Source organism: Corallococcus sp. EGB (genome assembly GCF_019968905.1).
Classification (GTDB): Bacteria; Myxococcota; Myxococcia; order Myxococcales; family Myxococcaceae; genus Corallococcus.
In genome coordinates, this window is the sequence record NZ_CP079946.1 from 646,106 (window position 1) to 667,918 (window position 21,813).

Here is a 21,813-nt window from a genome sequence, read left to right on the forward strand (position 1 = left end):
CAGGAGCATGGAGGACGGGAGGAGGCTCCGGAACCTCCTCCCGTTCACGGCCCCCTCAGGCAAGGGGGCGCAGCGCGCCGTGGTCGTCGCAATGAGAGCCGTGGGGATGATGCAGGTGCCCGGCCACCAGGTAGTCCACATGGTCGCCATGAGGGACGGACTCATGGCCACACCGGGGGCCATGCTGGTGCTCCTTCGCGTGGTCCGAGCACTCGTGCGTGGGCGTGCACCGGACGGGATTGGCTGCGTCCGCGGCGATGCGGCACTCGCTGATGCCGGTGGCCTCCATGCGGTGGAGATGCCCTTCGTGGAGGTAGTCCACATGACTGCCATGTTGCACGGCCGTATGGCCACAGGCCTCTCCGTGCTGGTGGTCATGCGAGGTGTGCGAATGGCTGCCTTTGGAATTCATGAGCCGTCTCCCCTTCGGTAGGAATTGCGTTGCTGGAGGGACCGCTGTCTCTCAGCCCGGCCCCATCCGCGAAGGTAGCGCCGCTCCCCCAAAGGAACAGGGGCATGCCTGGGGCCACGCTGCTGCCTTTCCAGGGCTGGCTTGCAATTCAAACAAATGCAGTTGGATTTCAACCGTATTCCGGTTGCGATTATATCATCCAGGACTGGCATCCTCCCCCCAGGGAGGGGCAGGCGGGGCGCAGGGACACTCACCCGGAGTGGAACCCCCGGCCCCGCCACTGCTAGACCAGGGGCGCCATCACACCGCACCCGGAGCTCCGCGAATGCCTTCGCCCCTGTCCATCCGCCGTGTCGTCCTCTACAAGCACGGCGTCGGTTACTTCGAGCGCCGGGGGAAGGTGACCGGGAGCGAGACCGCGCACCTGGACTTCAAGGCGCGCGACATGAACGACGTCCTCAAGTCCATGACCGTGCTGGACCTGAACGGCGGCTCCGTGTCCGCCGTGAGCTATGACTCCACCAAGCCCCTGGAGCAGCTCCTCTCCGAAGCCACCATCCGCATCCCCGAACACGGCAGCCTCACCGCGCTGCTCGGCCAGGTGAAGGGGGCCCGCGTCCGCGCTCGCGTCGGTGGTGCGCAGGTGGAAGGCGCCATCGTCGGCCTGGAGTCCCTGCCCGTCGTCCAGGGGGAGACGAGCGTCGTGCGCCCCTTCCTCACGCTGCTCGTCGGCGCGTCGCTGCGCACGTTCGACGTGCTGGAGCTGGGCGAGCTGGAGTTCCTCGACGAGGCCGTGCGCAAGGACTTGGAGTTCTACCTGGCCACCGTCATGTCCTCGTACAAGAAGGACTCGAAGCGGCTGTCCATCCTCACCGCCGGAGAGGGCTCGCGCGAGTTGTTCGTCAGCTACGTGCTGGAGTCCCCGGTGTGGAAGACCAGCTACCGCATCCTCCTGGATGAGAAGCAGCCGCCGCTGCTCCAGGGCTGGGCCATGGTGGACAACACCGGTGACGAGGACTGGGTGGACGTGGAGCTGTCCCTCATCGCGGGCCTGCCCGTGTCCTTCGTCCACGACCTCTACAACCCCCGCTACCTGCGCCGTCCCGTCGTGGAGGTGCGCTCGGAGACCGGCGTCGCGCCCGTCATCCCCCAGGAGGCCTACGAGAGCGTCGCCGAGCCCATGGTGGACGCGGAAGAAGAGGGCTCCTTCGGCTCCGCCGACATGGCGTCCTCGTCCGGCATCATGCCCGCCATGGCCGCGCCCGCACCGGCGCCCCGCATGCGCGCCAAGGGCGGCCCCAGGGTGGGCGGCACCGGACGCGGCATGCGCGAGACGCTGGAGCAGAGCACCGCCGTGACGACGCTGACCAAGGAGGTGGGGGACCTCTTCGAGTATGGCGTGGACCGCCCCGTCACCGTGCACCGCAACCAGAGCGCGCTCGTGCCCATCCTGCAGCGCCCCTTCGAGGGCCGGCGCGTGCTGCTCTACAACCGCGCCACGCGCGAGAAGAACCCGATGGCCTGCATCGAGTTCAAGAACACCACCGGCCTCACGCTGGAGGGCGGCCCCGTCACCATCACCGAGGACGAGACCTACGTGGGCGAGGCGATGCTCGACACCCTCAAGCCCGACGACACGCGCTTCGTCCCCTACGCCGTGGAGCTGTCCTGCGTCGTGTCGGTGGAGGAGGACCAGGAGGACGGCCCGGTGTTCCGCGCGCGGCTCACCCGGGGCACCCTGGTGGTGGAGTTCTTCCACCAGCGCCGCACGAAGGTCCTCGCGCGCAACAAGGCGAAGCGCCCCCAGGTGCTCTTCGTGGAGCATCCGCGCACCGGCTGGGAGCTGAAGGACACCGCGGCCCCCGCGGAGACCACGGACGGCTTCTGGCGCTTCAAGCGCGAATTGGCCCCGGGCACCTCCGACACGCTCGTCATCACCGAGCGCACCCGGGGCCACCGCCAGTACTACCTGGGCAACGTGGGGCTGGAGGAGGTGACGTTCTTCCTCGACTCGCACTACATCGACCCGCGCGTCGCCCAGGCCCTGCGCGACGTGGTGGCCATGCGCGAGAAGCAGGCCACCGTGGCCCGCGACCTCCAGCGCCTCAACGAGGAGCGCGCCCAGCTCTTCAAGGACCAGGAGCGGATCCGCTCCAACATCGACTCGCTCAAGAGCGGCGCGTCCCAGCGCGAGCTGGTGGAGCGCTTCGTCACCAAGCTCAACGCGCAGGAGGACCGGCTGGAGGCCATCGGCCGGGAGCTGGAGCGACTCGAGCAGGAGCGCACCCGCCTCCAGGCGGAGGTCACCCAGCGCATCGAGTCGCTCTCCTACGAAGCGGACCTGTAGCTACTTCGCGTCCGCGCGGAACACCTCGCGGCCCGCGACCACCGTCAGCCGGACCTGCCCGGTGAGCAGGTCCGCCGGGGGCGCGTCCACGGGGTCCACCGACAGCGCGACGAAGTCCGCATCCATGCCGGGCTTCAGCCGGCCGCGCTGGCCTTCCGCGAAGGACGCGTAGGCCGCGCCCACCGTGAAGCCCTCCAGCGCCTCCTCACCGCTCAGGCGCTGGTCCGGGTGCCACCCGCCCGGCGGCTGACCACTGGCATCCTGCCGCGTGCGCGCCGCGTACAATCCCGCGAGCACGTCCGGCCGCTCCACCGGGAAGTCGCTGCCCAGCGCCAGCACGGCGCCCGCGCCCTTCAGCTTCTGCCACGCGTAGGCGTTCTGGATGCGCTCCGAGCCCACGCGCTTCTCCGCCCAGGGCATGTCGCTGGTGGCGTGCGTGGGCTGCACGCTCGCGATGAAGCCGTTGGCGCCCAGGCGCCGGATGTCCTCCGCCGTCATGATCTGCGCGTGCTCCACGCGAGGGCGCGCGTCCTTCGTCTTCGGGTCCCCCAGCTCCCGCGTCAGCGTGTCCAACAGCAGCGTGTTGGCGCGGTCGCCAATCGCATGCGTCGCCACCTGGAAGCCGCGGCCCACGAAGGCGTGCACGCGCGAGGCGTACTCCTCAGGCGACAGGAGCAGCAGGCCGCGGTGGCCGGGCTCGTCGCTGTAGGCCGCGCCCAGCGCCGCGCCCCGGCTGCCCAGCGCGCCGTCCAGCGTGAGCTTCACCGCGCGCATCGTCAGGAGCTTCCCCTGGAACGGGCCGTCCTTCAGGTACTGCACGCGGTCATCCGTCTGCCCATCCGCCATGGCGTAGACGCGCAGGGACAGGGTGCCCGCCTGGTCCCACGCCTGGAACAGGCGGAACGTCCGCAGGTCCATGCCCGCGTCGTGCACGCCGGTGAGGCCCACGCGCGCGCAGTGCTCCAGCGCGGCGCGCATGCGCGACGCGTGCTGCTCCTTCGTCGGCGCAGGCAATGCCTTCAGCGCCAGGTCCATGGCGTTGTCGATGAGCACGCCGCTGGGGGCGCCGTCCGGCAGCCGCACGATGGTGCCGCCCTCGGGGGCCTTCGTGTCGCGGGTGATGTTCGCGCGCTTGAGCGCCTCACCGTTGAGCCACAGCGCGTGGCCGTCGATGCGCCACAGCACCACGGGCGTGGCCTTCAGGGACTCGCCCATGTCGGCGAGCGTGGGGAAGCGCGGCGTGGCCCAGTCGTTCTGGTCCCAGCCCTGCCCCACCAGCCAGTCGCCCTGGTACGCGGTGGCGGGAGCCCTCTCCAGCCGCTGGCGCACCTCGTCCAGTGACGTGGTGCCCTCCAGCCGCACGCCGGAGAGCGCCTGGCCCAGCCCCGCCAGGTGCCCGTGCGCATCCGTGAGGCCGGGCACCACCGTGGCATCGCCCAATTCCACCACGCGCGCGGTGGGGCCCGCCGCGGCGAGCGCCTCCTCGCGCGTGCCCACGGCCAGCACCTTGCCGTCGCGCACGGCCAGCGCCTGGGCCTCCGGCTTCGCCGCGTCCAGCGTGCGGATGCGTCGGGCCACGTACACCGTGGGCGCGCCCGCGACCGCCTGCTCCGTGGGCGCTCCCTCCGGCACGCGCCGCGAGCAGCCCGCGCCCGCACACAGCACCAGCGCTCCCAGCATCCAACCGAGACGTCCTCGCATCATCCGCGCACCCGCCATGACCGTTCGCCCGGGCAGTCCGTCCCGGGACGTCGCGGGGCACTCTGACGCACGCCCCGCGCGACGGCCAGTTCCACGAGCCTGCCCGGTGCTCTAGTGCCCCACGCGCAGCGTGTATGTGTAATCAATGGGCGCGCCGAAGGGAGCCAGGGCCTGCACTCGCACCACGTGCTTCCCGGGGGCGAGCTGGAGCATCAGCCACCACCCGTCCGTCACGCCGCGCTGCTCGCCCCCCACGAGGCACGGATCCGGAATCCTCCCCACGAGGCTGGGGTCCGCGTCGAAGGTGAACAGGCCGCTCGTATGTCGATGACGGCGGGTGTCCACGCGCCGGCCATCCACGGTGACCACCAGGTCCTGCGTGCCGTTGTTGAAGTCCATGGCGCCCTGGCGGAGGAAGTCCTCCAGCGTCTGGCCCGGCGCCGGTTCGAAGGACGGGTCGGGGCACGGATAGTCATTGATGATGACCCACAGCGGTACCAGCACAGGCCGGTTCCGGGGGACGCGGCAGGTGCGCTGGTACGTGGTGTCCAGGTCGTAGGTGGGCACGAAGAAGACGGGGCCGTCCTGGTCCTCGTCGCAGTCCTGTTCCAGCCGCAGCATGGGGCTGCGGTCCGCTGGAACGCGGAAGTGCCAGCGGTACCACTCCTTCGCCCATGCGCTGATGGGCCGGCCGTACACGCGGGCTCCTGGCGGTAGCACCACCGCGCCTCGCGTCCAGGCTTCCGCGTCCAGCGCTTCCTCGGAGGCGGCGGGCTCCGGTGCCGTCTCGTCGGGCAGTGCGTCCGGCGCGCAACCCATGAGCCAGCCCATGAGCACCGCCACCGTGATGAGGTGTTTCCGCATGTGTGGACCCCTCCTTGAGAAGAGGGCTCCAAACTACGGACGCACGGGCGCGCCGGATTGTACGTGCTTGCGCGGTCCACGCCCCGCGTACACGGCGGCGCGGTACTCGCCGGGCGTGACGCCGAGGGTGCGGCCGAAGTGCTTGATGAGGTGGCTCTGGTCCGTGAAGCCGGCCGCGAGCGCCACCTCCGCCATGGGCAGCGGCCCCCCCAGCAACTCCTGCGCGAGCCGCAGCCGCAGGGCCCGCTGGAACACCTGCGGCGTCTGGCCGAACTGACGGTGGAACGCGCGCACCAGGTGCCACGGGCTGAGGTCCGCGACGCGCGCGAGCATCTCCAGGGAGAGGTTGCGCGTGGGGTGTGCCTCCAGCAACTCGCGCGCCCGCTTCACGCCCCGCGCGCACGCGGTCGCCCGCCGCCGTTGGGGCAGACCCGCGTGCCGCCGCAGCAGCGCCACCAGCAACCCCAGGAGCCGCTCCTCTCGCTCCAGGTGGGAGACGCCGCCGTCCTTCAGCGCGTCGAAGGTGGCGGTGAAGCGCTCCATCAGGGCCGCGTCCTGGAGCACGGGAGACGCGAAGCCGGGCAGGGTGCCCGGAGGCGCCCCGGTCTCCTCCGCCGCGCGGATGAGCAGCGAGGGCGGGACGTAGAGGATCCGGTACGCCCACCCGACGCTCGAGTCCGCCTCGCGGCCCTCGTGCATCTCTCCAGGAGGCACGACCAGGAAGCTGCCCACCGAGGCCACCACCCGCTGCCCCTGCAGGTGCAGCGACTCCGCGCCCGCGTCATAGGCACACAGCGAGAGGGCGTCGTGCGAGTGCTTGGGAAAGGTCCACCGGGTGTACGTCGCCTGATGGAGCTCCACGCCCGGGACCTCGGGCGCCACCCAGAAGCCGTCCCCTTGCTTCGTGCGTCGCATGGCTCCCCCTGGTGCCGCGCACCCTTCATGACAGGGAACGCACGGCGGGTGAAAGCATAGCGGACGGACCAGGACACGCGGCCCCGGAGGGCGTATGGAGCAGCGGGTGAGCACCGTCACCCCTCGCGGCATCTGTTTCGACCTGGACGGCACGTTGGTGGACTCGCTGCCGGACATCATCGACAGCTTCCTCCACGGCTTCACCCACCACGGCCTTCCGGCGCCTCCCGTCGCGGAGGTGCGCGCGCTCATCGGCCAGCCGCTGGAGGACATGTACACGCGCTTCGCGCCGGAGCACGCCACCTCGCTCTGCGTGACCTACCGCGAGCACTACCCGCTCAACTTCCACCGGCGCTCCCGGCCCTTCCCCGGCGTGGAGCGCGTCCTGCGCACGCTGCGCGAGCGGGGCTACCTGCTCGCCGTCGCCACCACCAAGCGCGGCGACATGGCGCGGCGCTTCGTGGACGCGATGGGACTGGGCGGCCTGCTGCACCACGTGCAGGGCACGGACGGCTTTCCGCACAAGCCCGCGCCGGACGTCATCCACCATGCCTTGAAGGCGCTGGGCACCGGCGGCCTGTGGATGGTGGGCGACACCACGCTGGACCTGCGCGCGGGCCAGGCCGCGGGCCTCAAGACCTACGCCGTCACCTGGGGCACGCACCCTCGCGAGGAGCTGGCCACCGCCACGCCGGACGAGCTCCAGCCGGACCTGGAGCGGCTGCTGCACCACCTGCCGCCGCTCGTCTGAGCCGGACGGCCTTCAGTGCTGGGCTTGCGGTTGGAGCGACCGCACCTGGCGCACCTGCTGGCGGCTGTCGAGCGGCAGGGCCGGCAGCGTGAGCTGATCCAACTCCCGCGGGCTGATGACCTGCACCACGTCCTTGTGGAAGAGCAGGTCCAGCGTCCAGCCCATGGCCACGCGCACCTTCGTCTCCAGCCTCGGCAGCTTGAGCAGGTAGATGGTGCGCCAGAGCACCCACGCGAAGGTGCCGGAGAACTTCAGCCCCAGGATGCGCGCCACGCCCGAGCGCTGGCCAATGGCCGCCAGCTGCCCCAGCATCCGGTAGCGGAAGGCCTTGCCCCGCTGTCCCTTCAGCGCCGCGCACACGTTGCGCGCCACCGTCACGCCCTGGCGAAGCGCGTGCTGCGCGGTGGGGGGGCAGGGCTTCCCGCCGTTGGTGATGTCCGGCACCGACGCGCAATCGCCCAGCGCCCACACGCCGGGGAAGCCGGGCACCTCCATGCGCTCGTTCACCTTGAGCCGGCCGTGCTCCTTCTCGCACGGGAGGTCCTCCAGCAGGGACGGAGGCGTGACGCCCGCGGTCCACACCACCGTCTTGGTGGGCACCACCGTGCCGTCCGGCAGCTCCACGCCCGCCTCGGTCACGTCCTTCACGTGGATGCCGGTGCGCACCTCCACGCCGTTCTCGATGAGCTTCTTGCGCGTGTACGCGCCCAGGTCCTCGCCCAGCTCCGGCAGCACCTCCTTGCCGCCGTGCACCAGCATCACGCGCACGTTCGCGTGCTGGATGTTGGAATAGAAGGGCAGGGCGCCGTGGATGAAGTCGTTGATGGCGCCCGCCGTCTCCACCCCCGCGAAGCCGCCGCCCACCACCACGAAGGTGACGATGGCGTCGCGCGCGCCCGCCGTCACGCAGTCCGCGTCCGCCTCCTCCAGCCGGTCGATGAGGCAGTTGCGCAGGAGCATCGCGTCGCCCAGCGTCTTCATGGTCAGCGCGTAGTCGCGCGGGCCGGACTTGCCGAAGAAGTTCGTCTCCGAGCCCATGGCCAGCACCACGTAGTCGGAGTCCAGCATGTGGGTGTGCCCGTCCAGCCCGCCGTGCGCCACCGTGACCTTCTTCGCCTTCAGGTCCAACCCGCTGACGTCGCCCTCCACGAACGTCAGGTGGGGCAGCAGCTTGCGCAGCGAGATGACGATGGCCGTCGCGTTCAGGTCGCTCGCCGCCACCTCGTGGAGCATGGGGGTGAAGAGGAAGTAGTTGTCGCGGCTGACGAGCGTCACCTCCACGTCGTCCCGCTTCCCCAACCGCCGCTCCAGGTGCAGCGCCGCGTACATGCCGGCGAAGCCGCCCCCCAGGATGAGCACCCGCTTGCGCGGCGGCGGCGCCTCCACGCAGAGCTCTTTCGACTTCTCGTCCGCCCCCATGCCCGCCTCCTCACGGCGCGAAGGACACCCCTCCAATGTCGGGGCGCTCGCGCGCGTCCGCATCTTGTGCCTGGGGGACGCCTGCCCGGCCGTCCGCCCTGCGGGCTTCAGGGGTGGTCCGGGTGCATGCGGTGCCGCCACGTCGTGCGCTGGGAGGTGTAGCGGGGGTTCTCGAAGAGCTTGATCAACACCATGCCCGCCACGAACCCGCCGATGTGCGCCCAGACGGCGACGCCGCCGGACACGTCCGGCCGCAGCGTCATCAACTGCGGCAGTCCGGTGATGACCTGGAGCACGAACCACCACATCAGCACGGCCCACGCGGGGATGGGGATGACGCGGATGAGGATGAAGATGATGAACAGCATGTTCACCCGCACGCGCGGGTAGAGCACCAGGTACGCGCCCAGCACGCCCGCGATGGCGCCGGACGCGCCCACCGTGGGCACCGGCGACGTGGGGTCCACCGCCACGTGCGTCGCCGCCGCCACCAGCCCGCACACCAGGTAGAAGACGAGGAAGCGCAGGCGCCCCATGCTGTCCTCGATGTTGTTGCCGAAGACCCAGAAGAACAGCACGTTGCCCAGCAGGTGCCCCCAGCTGCCGTGCAGGAACATGGACGTGAGCGGGGTGAGGCGGTTGATGGGCTCGTCGTCCACGACGCACGCGAGCCCGTCCCCCAGCGGCACCGCCTGTCCCAGGGGCGCGCGCCCGGTGAGCTCCCCGGGCACCAGGCCCAGCTCGCAGATGCTGGTGGCCAGCGCCTCCACGTTGAAGCCCGCGCCCTGGAGGAACACCCAGGCGAGCCCCAGGGCCGCGAGCAGCAGGTACGTCATCACCGGGGTGCGCAGGGTCGGGTTGTCGTCACTGATGGGAATCATGTCCGCCCGCCAGCATGGCCCCGTCCGCGGCCCCGCGGACGGCCTCGTGCGCGCGGATGTGCGGCGCCGGACGCATCACCGGAAGGCCGAGGGGCTCTACCAAACGAAGGTTGCCCGGTGTGGGTGACCCCTCCCGGTGCGGACCTGGACTTGGCTTCCGGGCCCGTGCCGGGCGAAATTCCGCAGCCGTCATCTCACTCATGGAGTCCGGAGCAATGAACCCGTCGAAATCGTCCCGCGCCTCGGCGCTGCTCGTGGTGTCCGTCCTCGCCCTCGCCTTCAGCGGCTGCGCCGCGCGCCGCCAGCAGGCGTACCTGGAGGACAAGGCCATGGGGCACGTCTACCGCAAGCCCATCGCGGAGGTGTGGCCGGCGGCGCTCGCCCTCATCAAGGAGAAGGGCTTCTCCGTGACGAACACCCAGACCGGCTTCGAGACCACCACGGAGTGGCTGATGACCAGCGCCCCGTCCTCCCTGGGCACCTCCTACGCGCGCTACCTGGTGCGCGGCTTCGAGCGCGGGCCCGGCCAGTGCGCGGTGGAGTTCCGCCGCCAGGACCGCTCCGAGTCCCGCGCCGCGGACGACACCAGCGGCCGCGGCAAGGACATGGGCGAGACCGCGGTCGGCGCCGGCAACTCCCAGATGAAGCGCGACTCCGAGCTGGAGTGGGAGCTGCTCCAGAAGGTGGACCCCGAAGCCGCCGCCGCCCTCAAGGCCGAGGCGCAGAAGATCGACTAGCCCCGCCCACCGTGGCGCACGCCGCCTGCGCGACGGGGACGTCAGTCGCGCAGCGGCAGCTCCACGGTGAGGCCGTCGAAGGCCACCTCCACCGGCCCCTTGAACGCCTCGCGCGCCTGCGCGAGCAGCCGTCCGGGGTCGGTGTCGTGGCGGCTGGACAGGTGGGTGAGGATGAGCCGCTTCGCCCCCGCGTCCCGCGCCACCTGGGCCGCCTCGCGCGCGGTGGAGTGCCGCGTCTCCACGGCGCGCTCCTGCTCGTCGTCGGAGAAGGTGGACTCGTGCACCAGCAGGTCCGCGTCCCTCGCCGCCTGCACCAGCGCCGGGCAGGGCCGCGTGTCGCCGGAAAGCACCAGCCGCCGCCCGGACCGGGCCTCTCCCAGCACGTCCTCCGGCTTCACCACGCGCCCGTCCGGCAGGGTGATGGCCTCGCCCTTCTGCAATTTCCCGAAGGAGGGCCCCTCCGGCACGCCCAGCGCCCGCGCCTTCTCCAGGTGGAAGCGCCCCGGGCGGCCGTCCTCCGCCAGCACGTAGCCCAGCGCGTGGATGCGGTGGTCCACGCCCACCGCCTGCACGGCGTAGCCGTTGCGGCGCACCACGTCCCCGTCCTTCAGCTCGTGGATCTCCACCGGGAAGGCCAGTGACTCCAGCCCCAGGTGCACGGCCTGGTGCAGGAGCCTGCGCGCCGGGGGCGGCCCGTACAGGTGCATGGGCGCGGTGCGGCCCATCATCCCCAGCGTGCGCAGGAAGCCGATGATCCCCAGGTAGTGGTCGGCATGGAAGTGCGTGAAGAACGCCGCGTCCACGGTGAAGCCCGTGCCGAAGCGCACCATCTGCCGCTGGCTGCCCTCGCCGCAGTCGAACAGGAGCAGGTCCGCGTCCGCCTTCACCGCCAGGCCGGACAGGCCCCGATGCAGGGTGGGCTGCGCGGCGGAGGTGCCGAGGAAGGTGAGCCTCAAGAGCGACATGCCAGCGCTTCCCACGTCGAGAGTGGCCTCCTCGCACGCGCGGAGTCCGTCCTCCGCGCGCGCGTTCCCGGGGGCATTTACCAGGGTGCGAAGGGGCGTGCTATGCAGCCGGCCCTTTCGGACCCGCCCCCATGACTGATTCCCTGACGGTCGGCCCCACGGCCGACCCCCGCCGGGTGAAAGCCCCGGACGGCCGCCTGCTCACCGTTCCTGCCGGCTGGGCCCTGCTCCCCCCCGGCGACGCCGGCCTCACCCGCCGCGTGAAGGCCGCCGGCCCCACCTGGACCGTGGTGGAGAAGGTGGGCCGCAAGCTCTTCTCCCGGGGCGTGTGGGCGCCGGAGGCCCACATCGTCCAGGCCCGCGCCGCCCTGGACGCGGAGCGCGCCACCCCCGCCTACGCCAGGAAGCTGGCCCAGGGCCGCGAGCGCCGCGCCAGGGAGCAGGCCGACTACGAGGTCGACTTCGCCAACGCCGTCCTGCGCTTCCTCGCCTTCAGCCCCGCGTGGCTCCCCCACGCCAAGCGCCTGGCCGTGCTCGTCGCCGGCCACGCCACCCCCGTGGGCAGTGGCACTGTCGCCCGCACGGAGCGCATCCCCATTGAGCGGCGCGCGGAGGCCGCCGTCATCGCCTGGATGCGCCACCAGACCACCAGCTATGACGACATGCGCATCCAGCGCGTGAAGGGCGCCCGCCGCGAGGTGCGCCGCGAGCTGGCGGAAATCTCCCGCGCCGTCCTGGACCTGCACCGCCGGGACGCCCCCCACGCCCCGCCCGCGTGTCCGCTCTGCTCCGCCCTCCTGCGCCCTCCGCCGACACGCCCCTCGGATTCCTGACCCGGCGTTCAGCAACGAATGGTTTATTTCTGACCGGCGGGTTAGGAATGCGCCGCCATGCCCCGCCCCGCAGACCCGAAAGCCCGCAGCGCGCTCGTCACCTCCGCGCGGGCGGAGTTCGCGAAGCGGGGCGTGACGGGCGCGCGCATCAGCGACATCACCGCCGCCAGCGGCCTGTCCAAGGGCGCCTTCTACCTGCACTTCCCCTCGAAGGAGGCCCTCTTCGCGGCGCTGGTGGAGGACTTCCTGGCGGCGCTGGAGCGGCTGGCCGCGGAGCGCAAGTCCCGCATGGACGGCTTCTGCGCCCAGCACGGCGGCCTGCCGGGCCCTGGGGACGTCGCCGCGCGCACGGAGCGCTACCGCGAGTTCCTGCGCATGGAGGCCTGCCTCGACGTGGAGATGCTGGAGCTCATGTGGGAGCAGCGTGAGCTCGTCACGGCGCTCATCGTGGGCAGCGCGGGCACCGCCTTCGAGTCCGTCATGTGGGACGTGGTGGACCGCGAGGTGGAGCGCATCGCGCGCGAGTTCCACCACCTGCGCGGTCGGCAGCCGGACACGCCGGACGTGGACCCCAGCCTCTTCGGCTCCTTCGTCGTCGGCACGTACCTGCTGCTGGCCCGGCGCATGGGCCGGCTGACGCAGAAGCCGGACCTGGCCAGTTGGGCCGTGGGCCTCCAGCGCCTGATGCACGAGGGCACGCTGCCCCGCGAGGCCGTGCCCGGGCCCGCCGCCGTCCTCGCCCGCCCTGCCCCCCCGCCTTCCACGCGCCGGCGCTCCGCCCGCGCGGCCAACCCGCACCGCCCTTCAAGGAAACGCCCGTGAAACCTTCCACGAAGCCCTCCGCCTCCCGCGCCCTCACCGCCCTGGGCGTGGCCGCCACGCTCGCGCTCAGCGGCTGCGACAAGGCGGACGCGTCCTCGCCGCCCCCCGCCGCCGCGGCCACCGGCCAGGACAAGCCGGCGCCGGCCGTGAAGGTCGTCGCCGCGCGCGGCGTGCAGGCCTCGCAGTCCGAGGAGGTGACGGGCACGCTGTACCCCGCCCAGGGCCTCCAGGTCGGCTTCGAGGTGGGGGGCCGCCTGGAGGTGGTGCGCGCGCAGAAGGGCCAGGCCGTGAAGAAGGGCGACACGCTCGCCCAGCTCAACGCCGAAATCGCGGACGCGCAGGTGGCCGGCGCGGAGGCCGCCGTCGCCGCCGCGGAGGCCGCCGCCTCCATGGCGCAGGACGCGGCCGAGCGCACGGAGAAGCTCAGCACCGGCGGAGGCGTCAGCGACCAGCAGCACAAGAACGCCGTGGCCGCCGCCGCGCAGGCCCAGGCGCAGGTGCTGGCCGCGAAGGCGCAGCTCGCGCAGGCCCGCGCGGCGCGCCGCCGCCACGACCTGAAGGCGCCCTTCGCGGGCACCCTGATTGAGTCCCCGGACCAGACGGGCGCCACGGTGGCCCCGGGCTCGCCGCTCTTCACGCTGGAGCAGCTGGACACGCTCATCTTCCGCACCACCGTGGCGGAAGGGGCCCGCGCGCTGCTCAAGCCGGGCACCAAGGTGCGCGTGACGGCGGTGGGGCAGGGCGCGTCCACCGACGAGGCCGTGGTGCGCACCATCCTGCCCTCCGCGGACCCCACCACCCGCCGCATCCCGGTGGAGATCGCCGTGCCCAACGCGGACGGCCGCTTCGTGGCCCACACGCTGGCGCGCGCCATGCTGAAGCTGGGCGAGACCCAGGACGCGCAGCTCTTGCCCACCACGGCGCTGTCCTCCTCCAACGGGGACCACGTCCTCGTCGTCAGCGACGGCGCCCTCCAGCGCGTGGACGTGCAGGTGCTGGAGCGCCGAGACCGCGAGGTGGTGGTGCGCGCCGCCGCCGTCCTCCAGCAGGTGGTGGACTACCCCACGCCCACCCTGACCCCCGGCACCCGCGTCTCCGTGAAGTAGCCGCAAGCCGCCCTTCTTCGCCGCGGCCTTCTTCCGTGCGCGGCGTGCGTGAGCTCTTCCCATGATTCTCAGTGACGTCTCCATCCGACGGCCGGTGTTCACGGCCATGGTGTCCCTGCTGCTCATCGTGCTGGGCGTGATGGGCCTCAAGCGCCTGGGCACCGACCTCTACCCGGACGTGAGCTTCCCCGTGGTGGTGGTCAACACCCTCTACAAGGGCGCGGGCCCGGGCGAAATCGAGACCCAGGTCATCAAGCCCCTGGAGGACGCGGTCGCCGGCATCAGCGGCGTGGACAAGATCCACTCCTTCAGCCGTGAGAACGTGGGCACCGTCGTGGTGTCCTTCACGCTGGGCACCGCCCTGGACACCGCCGTCCAGGACGTGCGCGACAAGGTGGGGCAGGCGGTCAACAAGCTGCCCACGGACGCGGACGCGCCCATCGTCAGCCGCGTGGACCTGTCCGCCGCGCCCATCCTCACCTACGCCGTGTCCGCGGACATGACCTCCCAGTCGCTGCGCAAGCTGCTGGATGACCGCATCAAGCCCGCGCTCGCGCAGCTGGCCGGCGTGGCGGAGGTGCGCATCACCGGCGGCGACACGCGCGAAATCCAGGTCGACATCGACCTGGACAAGGCCCGCGCGGTGGGCATCACGCCCTCCCAGGTGTCCCAGCGCGTCGCCATGGAGAACCTCAACCTTCCCGCGGGCCGCCTGCAGTTGGGGCCCAACGAGCTCACCGTGCGCGCCATGGGCGAGTTCACCAGCGTGGAGGACCTGCGAAAGCTGCCCATCGCCCGGGGCAGCACCGGCGCGCAGGTGCGCCTGGAGGAGATCGCCACCGTCACGGACGGCGTCGCCGAGCGCCGCACCACCGCGCGCCTCAACGCCCGCGACGCCGTGGTGCTCGAAATCGTGAAGCAGCCGGGCTCCAACACCGTGAGCGTCAGCGACGCGGTGAAGAAGACGCTCGCGCAGATGGGCCCCGTGGTGGGGCAGGGCTTCAAGGCCACGCTGCTCATCGACCAGTCGGACCTCATCCGCGCCAACACCCACGAGGTGTGGGTCGCCCTCATCTTCGGCGGCTTGATGGCCGTCCTCATCATCCTGATGTTCCTGCTGGACCCGCGCGGCACGTTCATCTCCGCGCTCGCGCTGCCCACGTCTGTCATTGGCACGTTCTTCGTGATGTACGTGCTGGGCTACTCGCTCAACCAGATGACGCTGCTGTCGCTGTCGCTGGCCATCGGTCTGCTCATCGACGACGCGGTGGTGGTCCGTGAGGCCATCACCCACCGCCTGGAGCAGGGCGAGGACCCGATGAGCGCCGCGTACCACGGCACGAAGGACGTGGGCCTGGCGGTGCTCGCGACCACGCTGGCCCTGGTGGCGGTGTTCATCCCCGTGGCCTTCATGCCCGGCATCGTGGGGCAGTTCTTCAAGCAGTTCGGCATCACCATCTCCGTGGCGGTGCTCATCTCGCTGTTCATCTCCTTCACGCTGGACCCCATGCTGTCCGCGCGCTTCGCCAAGGCGCACAAGCCGGGGGAGCGCCAGCACGAGCCCGCCGTCTTCCGCGCGCTGCGCCGCTTCCTGGAGGCCACGGAGTCCACGTACTCGCGCATCCTGGGCTGGGTGCTGCGCCACAAGTGGACCACCGCGGGCCTCACCGTGCTGGCGCTGGTCCTGTCCTTCGGCGCCGCCAGCCGCCTGGGCGTGGAGTTCATGAGCGCGGAGGACCGCTCGCAGCTCATCGTTGAATTGCAGCTGCCGGACTCCGCCAACCTCGCGCAGACCACGGAGCGCGCCGCGGAGGCGGAGACGCTCCTCAAGCAGCTGCCGGAGATCACGGACATCTACACCACCGTGGGGCCCAACGGAGACGTCTACAAGGCGCGCATGCGCGTGCTCACGGTGGGCAAGGAGCAGCGCACGAAGAGCATCGCCACCCTCAAGGAGGAGGCCCGCGCGCTGCTGGTCCCCAACCTGGTCTCCACGGCCATCACCCTGTCCGACCCGCCGTCCATCGAGGGCCTGGGGGACTGGTTCCCCATCATGGTCCGCGTGGTGGGCCCGGACCTGAAGCGCGTCAACGAGGAGGCCGAGCGCATCGCCGGCATCCTGCGCACCCTGGGCACCTCCGACGTGCGCGTGGACTCCAACCCGGCCAAGCCGGAGCTGCAGATCCAGGTCGACCGCGCGCGCGCCGCGGACATGGACCTGTCCGCCGGGGCGCTCGCCGCGCAACTGCGGCTCGCCATCGACGGCGACGTGACGGCCAAGCTGCGCGAGGGCACGGACGAGACCGACATCCGCGTGCGCCTGCGCGAGGAGGACCGGGCCACGCCGGAGCGCGTGCGCCAGCTGATGATCGCCACGCCCCGCGGCCTGCACCAGGTGACGGACGTGGCGGACGTGTCGCTCAAGAACGGCCCCAGCGTCATCGAGCACGAGAACCGCGAGCGCCAGGTGGCCGTCGTGTCCCAGCTGGCCAAGGGCGCCGCGCTGGGTGACGTGGCCGCGAAGCTCAAGGCCGCCATCGCCCAGAAGCCCCTGCCGCCCGGCTACGCCATCGTCTACGACGGCCAGATGAAGAGCCTGGATGAACAGAACGACGCGTTCGGCATCGCGTTCGGCCTGGCCTTCGTCTTCATCTACATGGTGCTCGCCAGCCAGTTCGAGTCCTTCAAGCACCCCTTCACCATCATGGTGTCGCTGCCGCTGGCGCTCGTGGGCGCGCTGCTGGGGCTCGTCGTCACGAACCACCACCTCAGCATGGGCGCGATGATTGGCGTCATCCTGCTGATGGGCCTGGTCACGAAGAACGCCATCCTCCTCATCGACGGCGCGCTCCACCACCTGCGCGAGGGCGACTCCGTGGACGAGGCCCTGCTCAAGGCCGGCCCCCGCCGCCTGCGCCCCATCCTCATGACGAGCGCGGCCATGGCCATTGGCATGGTGCCCACCGCCGTGGGCACGGGCATCGGCTCCGAGTTCCGCGCCCCCATGGCCATCTCCGTCATCGGCGGCGTCATCACCTCCACCTTCCTCACGCTGCTGGTGGTGCCGGTGGTGTTCGCGGGCATGGAGAAGCTGTCCTTCAAGAAGCGCAAGCCTCGCGCGGACGGGCCGCTCTCCGCGCCGCCCATGGACGCGCCCGCCGCGCACGACCGCGCGGCCTGAGGTCCCCTGGAAGAACAAAGGCGCGGGTGACGGTGTCGTCACCCGCGCCTTTCATTTGAGACAAGGGGGATGAAACAGGTCCTGGGTGGACGTCCTGTCGCGGGAGGCCGCCGGCTCCGGGCTTCACGCCGGAGACGGGGCACTCGCGGACGTCCTGCCCGGGAGACGTCTAGCGCGCAGCCGCCATGCCTTCGCCGCTCAGCAGGCGCACGCGCGCCTTGGCGAGCTGGTTCTGCGCTTCCTCCAACGACACACAATCCACGGTGATGTCGTCATTGGGGGATGCTTCCGACGCCACGCGGGCCGTCTGCAGCCGCGCGATGGTGGAGTCCGACACGTGCGCGCACATCACGCAGCCGTTCTTGCGCCCGTGGTCGACGATTTCGGAGAACAGCTTCGCGGACTCCGGCTCCAGCGGGCGAAGCCCCCGCATGTCGGCCAGAACCAGGTGCCGCCCTCCGTTGTAGCTATCCGTGGCCTTCTTGTAGACGGCCACGTACTCCTTCATCTCCGCCGGACGCATGAAACCGCTCATCCGGGCAGTGATGGTCCGACGGCTGACATCGTTGGTGACTTCGAACATAGGTGCGCCCTCCCTCGCGGCTCAAAGCCTAACAGACGTCTTTCGGACTTTCACCAGCCCCCCATGATTCCCGGCGGGGTGGAAGGTTTGAAAGGGATTGCGCGTTTTTCCGTCGCGGCAGGTTGTAAAAATGAAGAAGCCCGGCCCGCGTGAGCGGGACCGGGCTCCGGTGCTCTGGGTTTGACCCGGAGCGGGTTGGGATCAACCCACTGCGCGGACGTTCTGCGCCTGCAGGCCCTTGGGGCCGCGCGTCACCTCGAACTCCACCTTCTGGCCTTCCTGAAGGGTGCGGAAGCCGTCCATGTTGATGGCGCTGTGGTGGCAGAACACGTCCTCACCACCGCCGTCCTGAGTGATGAAGCCAAAGCCCTTCGCATCGTTGAACCACTTCACCGTACCAGTAGCCATGAATCGTCTTCTCTTTGTTGGTGGGGCGCGGCACCCACCGCTCGAGAGCGGTCGGTCCTCTCGAAATGTGAGGGCCTGAGTGCAGACAACAGTCTGCCCGGCGGGGAGGGGTGGGTGGAAGCCCCCTTGCTCGGCAGCCAACAGTTCGAGGGGTAGGCCTCCGCCCTACCCATTGCTGGCACAGGCAGGCGGGCGAGGGGGAGGGGCGGCTCCGGCGCCCGGGTGTGAGGGCATGGCTACCGTTTCCGGGCAAGGCCACCACGGCCGGGAGAGGAGTCACGTCATGTACGAGGTCCGAGGCCCCGAACCGCTGCTGCCCCCTGTTCCTCCGCGTTCGGAGGGCGCGCTGCGCCGCGAGTGGCGTCGGCTGCGGGACCACAGCGCGGCGGCGGGCATCCTGTCGCGTCCGCTGTTCGGCCGGCTGCCGCTGCGCCGCTGGCTGCCGCAGGACATGCACTCGGTGCTGGACTACGTGGGCGGGGCGGCGCTGGCGGTGGTGGGCAGCGCGTCTGGCGACAGGACGGCGAAGGCAGCCGGCTGGGCGCTGGGGGGCGCCGCGGTGGGCGTGTCGCTGTTCACGGACTACCGGTTGAGCCTGACGAAGCTCATCCCCATCGAGGCGCACGAGCTGGCGGACTACGCCTATGGCCTGGGCGCGGTGCTGGCGCCCTTCGTGTTGGGGTACGCGAAGCGCTCGCCCGTGGCGGCGGCGCTGCACGTGCTGTTGGGCGTGAAGGTGCTCGCCGTGTCGCTCGTCACGGACTACCGCTGCCAGACGGGCATGCACCTGGGCGGCGAGCTGGCCACGGACCCCGAGGGCATCGGGGCCTGATGTCACGGGCGAGGCAAGAGCGCCGGGCGGAAGTAATGGGGGCGCAGTCGTTCCACGGAAGACTGAGGCTCGGTGTCTCGGTGCGGCGACGCTGCTGGTCATCTTGGGACTGGGTGGTCAGCATCAAGTCTCGATGGCGGGCTTCCAGCACAAATCGCAGCCCGCGTGCTTGGGTGTCCCCTGTTCAATGTCGCCGGGGCTTCATGGAATCGTGAGCCCCGAGAGATGATCATTGGCTGCCCTGACGTGGGGCGACTGATGGGCCGCGCTTTGGGAGACTGAGCGAGCCGAGCGTCAGACTGGGGGGTGAGCAGGCTGCGGCAGGGGATCCTGCTCTGCTCGAAATGAGTGCTTCCTGGCGCCCCCTAATCGTTTTGGTGGACGTAATCCCCTCCGTAACGATTTCTGGAGCCACCTAAACGTTTTGAGCACGCTCGCCCTCAAGAGAACGATTTTTGGAGCCGCTTGAGCGGTTTGCATACGGGTCCTCTGGAACGAACGATTTCTTGAGTCGCTCTCACGTTATGGCAGCCCCGTTCCTTCCCCGGATGACGTGCCGGGTAGCCCGGTTGGCGTGACCCAATGCCCGCGCTTCCGCCGTCAGAGCGCTCTCGAACGATTCGTGCACGCCTGGGTGTTGACCTTCCTCCCAGAGCAGAGCCCATCGGTTATGCCCAGGTCATCCTGGAGCATGAGCTCGTCGTGCTGCCGCATCACCAGGTGTCCTTTGTCGCTCCTGGGGGGAGGCGCGAGCGCGTCGAGGGAGGGCAGAGCATCGTCATCTATCCCCAGGCCTACACTCCGGAACCAGGGCTCTTCGCTCAGCTGGAGTTCGCGCTCAAGTACGAGGGGGTGTCGCTCGAAATCCTCTCCGCCCTGTTTGAGAAGGTGCCAAGGGGAGTGCTGGAACCACTCCTCAAGGAGCACATCCAGCAACGGCCTACCGGGCAGTACTCGCGGCGGCTTTGGTTCCTCTAAGAGTTCCTCACCGGAAACATGTTGGACCCCCAGGAGTACTTCACCGCCACGGATGAACGGAGCCGGCGCCATCGCGTCATCAACAATCTGTTGGGTACCGTGGGATGCTGCCCCATGGTGCGGCGCACCGAAAAGCTTGAGCGCTTCGCCAGCCTGGAGCTGGCGAAGCAGGCCTCCCGGCTCATGGAGGAGTACGATGAGGACGCGCTCCGTCGGGCCGTCAATTATCTCTACGCCAAGGAGACCCGCTCCTCCTGTCGCGCTCGGGCTTCACGCCTCAGGGGCTCATCTTCCCCGTCTCCGCGGTGATGCTGCAGAAGCGCTCCGAGTACAACGCCTGCCTGGAGTCCTTCTGCGTCCCGCTCATGCAGCAGGTCGGCTACACGCGTGACGAGGAGTGGCAGGTCACGGTGAAGGGCAAGACCCGCAACCTGTACCGTGCAATCGATTGCACGCGGATGGCGGAGGACCTCTATGCATGGACCGACGAAACCATCCGCACGGAGTTCCGCAAGGAGCTGGAGTTCATCGTCCGCTACCGTCAGGCCCGCGAACAGATGGAGCAGGTGGTGGACATGCCGGACCGCCAGTTGAACCTGTTCATCCAGGTGGCACTCCACAACAAGGGCAGGCTGTCCGCCACCAAGCGCGCGTCGCACTTCGAGCTCCTCACCGACGAGGAGGTTCACGCGCTGGAGGCCATCATCCAGGAGCAGTTCTTCAAGGGTTCAGCTTGAGCACGAAGCCGTCCTGAAGCCGCCGCGACGGCCCGTCCTCCGGGGCGGGCCGGTTGAAGCCGCCGGCGAGCAGCACGTTCCCGGACGCGTCCACGCTCACGGCCCGGGCCAGGGCCACGGTGCCGGGGCTCGCGAACCCGCGCACCCAGAGCGACGTGCCCTCTTCCGGCAACAGCTTCGCGACGTACAGGCCCGGCGGCAGGTTGCCTCCGCCCAGCGCGGGGCCACCGTCATGGCCGCCTGCCACCGTCACCTGGCCCGCGTCGTCCGTCGCGACCAGGGGCGCGCCGGTGGGGAAGGTGCGCGCCCACCGCTGGCCGCCGCGCGCGTCGTAGGCCAGCAGGAAACCGTCCCGCGAGTCCGCGCGGTGGAAGGTGTCCTGGAAATACAGCCGGCCGCTGAAGCCGCCGCCCACGAAGACGCGGTCCGCCCCCACGGCCACGGACACCGCCGTGCCGTCCGTGCCTCTCACGTCGTGACTCCAGACAGGGTCGCCGTCGCGCGTGAGCTTCACCACGAAGGGCGTGTGCTGGCGCACCGTGACGAAGGTGGCGTCTCCAAAGGACACCGCCCCCGCGTAGCCGCCCACCACGTGCACGTCGCCAAAGTCATCCACCGCCACCGCCCGCGCGGAGACCTCGCCCTCGCCCGTGGGCATCCACACGCGGCTCCAGCGCTGCTCGCCCCTGGGCCCCACGCGCAGCGCGAAGCCCGCGTGCCTGCCCCGGGGCGTGGTCTTCAATCCCTCTCCCAGGTCGCGCGCGCCGGCGAAGTCCCCCACCAGCACCGCGCCTCCTTCATGGTCGGACGTGACGCCATTCACCGCCACCGGGCCTTCCCCCGGCAGCGAGCGCACCCAGTCCAGCGCGCCACCGCCGTCCAGCCGGGCCAGGAACGGCCCCTCTGGCAGCGTGGCGCCGTCGCGGGTGAAGCCCGCGGACAAACCCGTGAGGAAGACGTGGCCCTCGGCGTCCACCGCCAGGCCGCCCACGCGCGCACGCCCCGCGTGCTGGGGCGTCCAGCCCCTCGCCCATTTCAGCGTGCCGTCTGACGAATACCGCGCCACCAGCAGGTGGGGCGCCACCACGTTGCGATTGAAGGGCAGGGGCCCCGCCCCCAGGTCCATGGGCTCTTGATAGGTCGCCGCGACGAGGACGTCCCCGTCGGAGGTCACCACCGCGTGCGGAGCCTGTGGGTCCCCCACCATCAGGGTCCGCGACCACACGTGGGCCTCCTCGCCCTCTCGCGCTACCTGTCCACCCACCTCGCCAAGCACCGGGATGCGCGGTGCCGTGGCCCGGGCTTCCCCGCACCCCACGAGGAAGAGCCCCCCCACGCACA

Annotated in this window: 20 protein-coding genes; 10 read left to right on the plus strand and 10 right to left on the minus strand. The window is 70.5% G+C overall.

What is annotated here, in order from left to right; translation table 11 throughout:
• Positions 1-55 precede the first annotated feature (55 nt).
• On the minus strand, positions 56-412 hold the full coding sequence (locus KYK13_RS02750; RefSeq protein ID WP_223641727.1) for a hypothetical protein: 357 nt from the start codon (positions 410-412) through the stop codon (positions 56-58).
• A 325-nt stretch (positions 413-737) separates the two neighbouring features.
• On the opposite strand from KYK13_RS02750, the gene KYK13_RS02755 reads away from it, so the two are divergent.
• A complete protein-coding gene (locus KYK13_RS02755) occupies positions 738-2,759 on the plus strand; it encodes a hypothetical protein (protein ID WP_223641729.1) in 2,022 nt (673 codons plus the stop codon).
• On the opposite strand, the gene KYK13_RS02760 is transcribed toward KYK13_RS02755, so the two are convergent.
• From KYK13_RS02760 to KYK13_RS02770, 3 genes are all read right to left on the minus strand, one after another.
• On the minus strand, positions 2,760-4,460 hold the full coding sequence (locus KYK13_RS02760; protein ID WP_223646498.1) for an amidohydrolase: 1,701 nt from the start codon (positions 4,458-4,460) through the stop codon (positions 2,760-2,762).
• Positions 4,461-4,571: 111 nt separating this feature from the next.
• The gene (locus KYK13_RS02765) at positions 4,572-5,324 is read right to left on the minus strand and encodes a hypothetical protein (RefSeq protein WP_223641731.1); all 753 of its coding nucleotides are present in this window, start codon (positions 5,322-5,324) and stop codon (positions 4,572-4,574) included.
• Between the two features lie 33 nt (positions 5,325-5,357).
• Positions 5,358-6,239 (minus strand): AraC family transcriptional regulator, encoded by an 882-nt coding sequence (locus KYK13_RS02770; protein WP_223641733.1) that lies wholly within the window; start codon positions 6,237-6,239, stop codon positions 5,358-5,360.
• Positions 6,240-6,333: 94 nt separating this feature from the next.
• Here KYK13_RS02770 and KYK13_RS02775 point away from each other — a divergent pair, with 94 nt between their 5' ends.
• Entirely contained in the window at positions 6,334-6,990 is a 657-nt protein-coding gene (locus KYK13_RS02775; RefSeq protein ID WP_370645275.1) for an HAD family hydrolase, read from the plus strand.
• 12 nt (positions 6,991-7,002) lie between these two features.
• Here KYK13_RS02775 and KYK13_RS02780 read toward each other — a convergent pair whose 3' ends face one another.
• Together KYK13_RS02780 and KYK13_RS02785 are read right to left on the minus strand one after the other, a co-directional pair.
• Positions 7,003-8,409 carry an NAD(P)/FAD-dependent oxidoreductase gene (locus tag KYK13_RS02780; RefSeq protein ID WP_223641737.1) on the minus strand — a complete coding sequence of 469 codons (1,407 nt, stop codon included), beginning with the start codon at positions 8,407-8,409 and terminating at the stop codon, positions 7,003-7,005.
• Between the two features lie 107 nt (positions 8,410-8,516).
• Entirely contained in the window at positions 8,517-9,290 is a 774-nt protein-coding gene (locus tag KYK13_RS02785) for a rhomboid family intramembrane serine protease (protein WP_223641739.1), read from the minus strand.
• Between the two features lie 215 nt (positions 9,291-9,505).
• Between KYK13_RS02785 and KYK13_RS02790 the strand changes: the two genes are divergently transcribed.
• Entirely contained in the window at positions 9,506-10,027 is a 522-nt protein-coding gene (locus KYK13_RS02790; RefSeq protein ID WP_223641741.1) for a hypothetical protein, read from the plus strand.
• 41 nt (positions 10,028-10,068) lie between these two features.
• Here the strand turns inward: KYK13_RS02790 and rnz are convergent, their stop codons facing one another.
• A complete protein-coding gene (rnz, locus tag KYK13_RS02795) occupies positions 10,069-10,992 on the minus strand; it encodes a ribonuclease Z (protein ID WP_223646499.1) in 924 nt (307 codons plus the stop codon).
• Positions 10,993-11,123: 131 nt separating this feature from the next.
• Between rnz and KYK13_RS02800 the strand changes: the two genes are divergently transcribed.
• From KYK13_RS02800 to KYK13_RS02815, 4 genes are all read left to right on the plus strand, one after another.
• Entirely contained in the window at positions 11,124-11,825 is a 702-nt protein-coding gene (locus tag KYK13_RS02800) for a DUF2293 domain-containing protein (protein ID WP_223641742.1), read from the plus strand.
• A 57-nt stretch (positions 11,826-11,882) separates the two neighbouring features.
• The gene (locus KYK13_RS02805) at positions 11,883-12,647 is read left to right on the plus strand and encodes a TetR/AcrR family transcriptional regulator (RefSeq protein WP_223641743.1); all 765 of its coding nucleotides are present in this window, start codon (positions 11,883-11,885) and stop codon (positions 12,645-12,647) included.
• A complete protein-coding gene (locus tag KYK13_RS02810; protein WP_223641744.1) occupies positions 12,644-13,753 on the plus strand; it encodes an efflux RND transporter periplasmic adaptor subunit in 1,110 nt (369 codons plus the stop codon). Before KYK13_RS02805 ends, KYK13_RS02810 begins: the two co-directional genes overlap by 4 nt.
• A gap of 61 nt (positions 13,754-13,814) precedes the next feature.
• The gene (locus KYK13_RS02815) at positions 13,815-16,934 is read left to right on the plus strand and encodes an efflux RND transporter permease subunit (RefSeq protein WP_223641745.1); all 3,120 of its coding nucleotides are present in this window, start codon (positions 13,815-13,817) and stop codon (positions 16,932-16,934) included.
• Between the two features lie 169 nt (positions 16,935-17,103).
• Here the strand turns inward: KYK13_RS02815 and KYK13_RS02820 are convergent, their stop codons facing one another.
• Positions 17,104-17,517, minus strand: coding sequence for a hypothetical protein (locus KYK13_RS02820; protein ID WP_223641746.1), 414 nt, complete (start codon positions 17,515-17,517; stop codon positions 17,104-17,106).
• A 201-nt stretch (positions 17,518-17,718) separates the two neighbouring features.
• Entirely contained in the window at positions 17,719-17,925 is a 207-nt protein-coding gene (locus tag KYK13_RS02825; protein ID WP_014393434.1) for a cold-shock protein, read from the minus strand.
• Positions 17,926-18,208: 283 nt separating this feature from the next.
• Between KYK13_RS02825 and KYK13_RS02830 the strand changes: the two genes are divergently transcribed.
• From KYK13_RS02830 to KYK13_RS02840, 3 genes are all read left to right on the plus strand, one after another.
• Positions 18,209-18,757 (plus strand): hypothetical protein, encoded by a 549-nt coding sequence (locus tag KYK13_RS02830; protein WP_223641747.1) that lies wholly within the window; start codon positions 18,209-18,211, stop codon positions 18,755-18,757.
• Between the two features lie 702 nt (positions 18,758-19,459).
• Complete coding sequence (locus KYK13_RS02835; RefSeq protein ID WP_223641748.1) at positions 19,460-19,735, plus strand: hypothetical protein; 276 nt, start codon at positions 19,460-19,462, stop codon at positions 19,733-19,735.
• A 308-nt stretch (positions 19,736-20,043) separates the two neighbouring features.
• On the plus strand, positions 20,044-20,472 hold the full coding sequence (locus tag KYK13_RS02840) for a DUF1160 domain-containing protein (RefSeq protein ID WP_223641749.1): 429 nt from the start codon (positions 20,044-20,046) through the stop codon (positions 20,470-20,472).
• On the opposite strand, the gene KYK13_RS02845 is transcribed toward KYK13_RS02840, so the two are convergent.
• Positions 20,456-21,697: a hypothetical protein gene (locus KYK13_RS02845; protein ID WP_223641750.1), complete on the minus strand. Its 1,242-nt coding sequence runs from the start codon at positions 21,695-21,697 to the stop codon at positions 20,456-20,458. The genes KYK13_RS02840 and KYK13_RS02845 overlap by 17 nt on opposite strands.
• Positions 21,698-21,813: the final 116 nt, after the last annotated feature.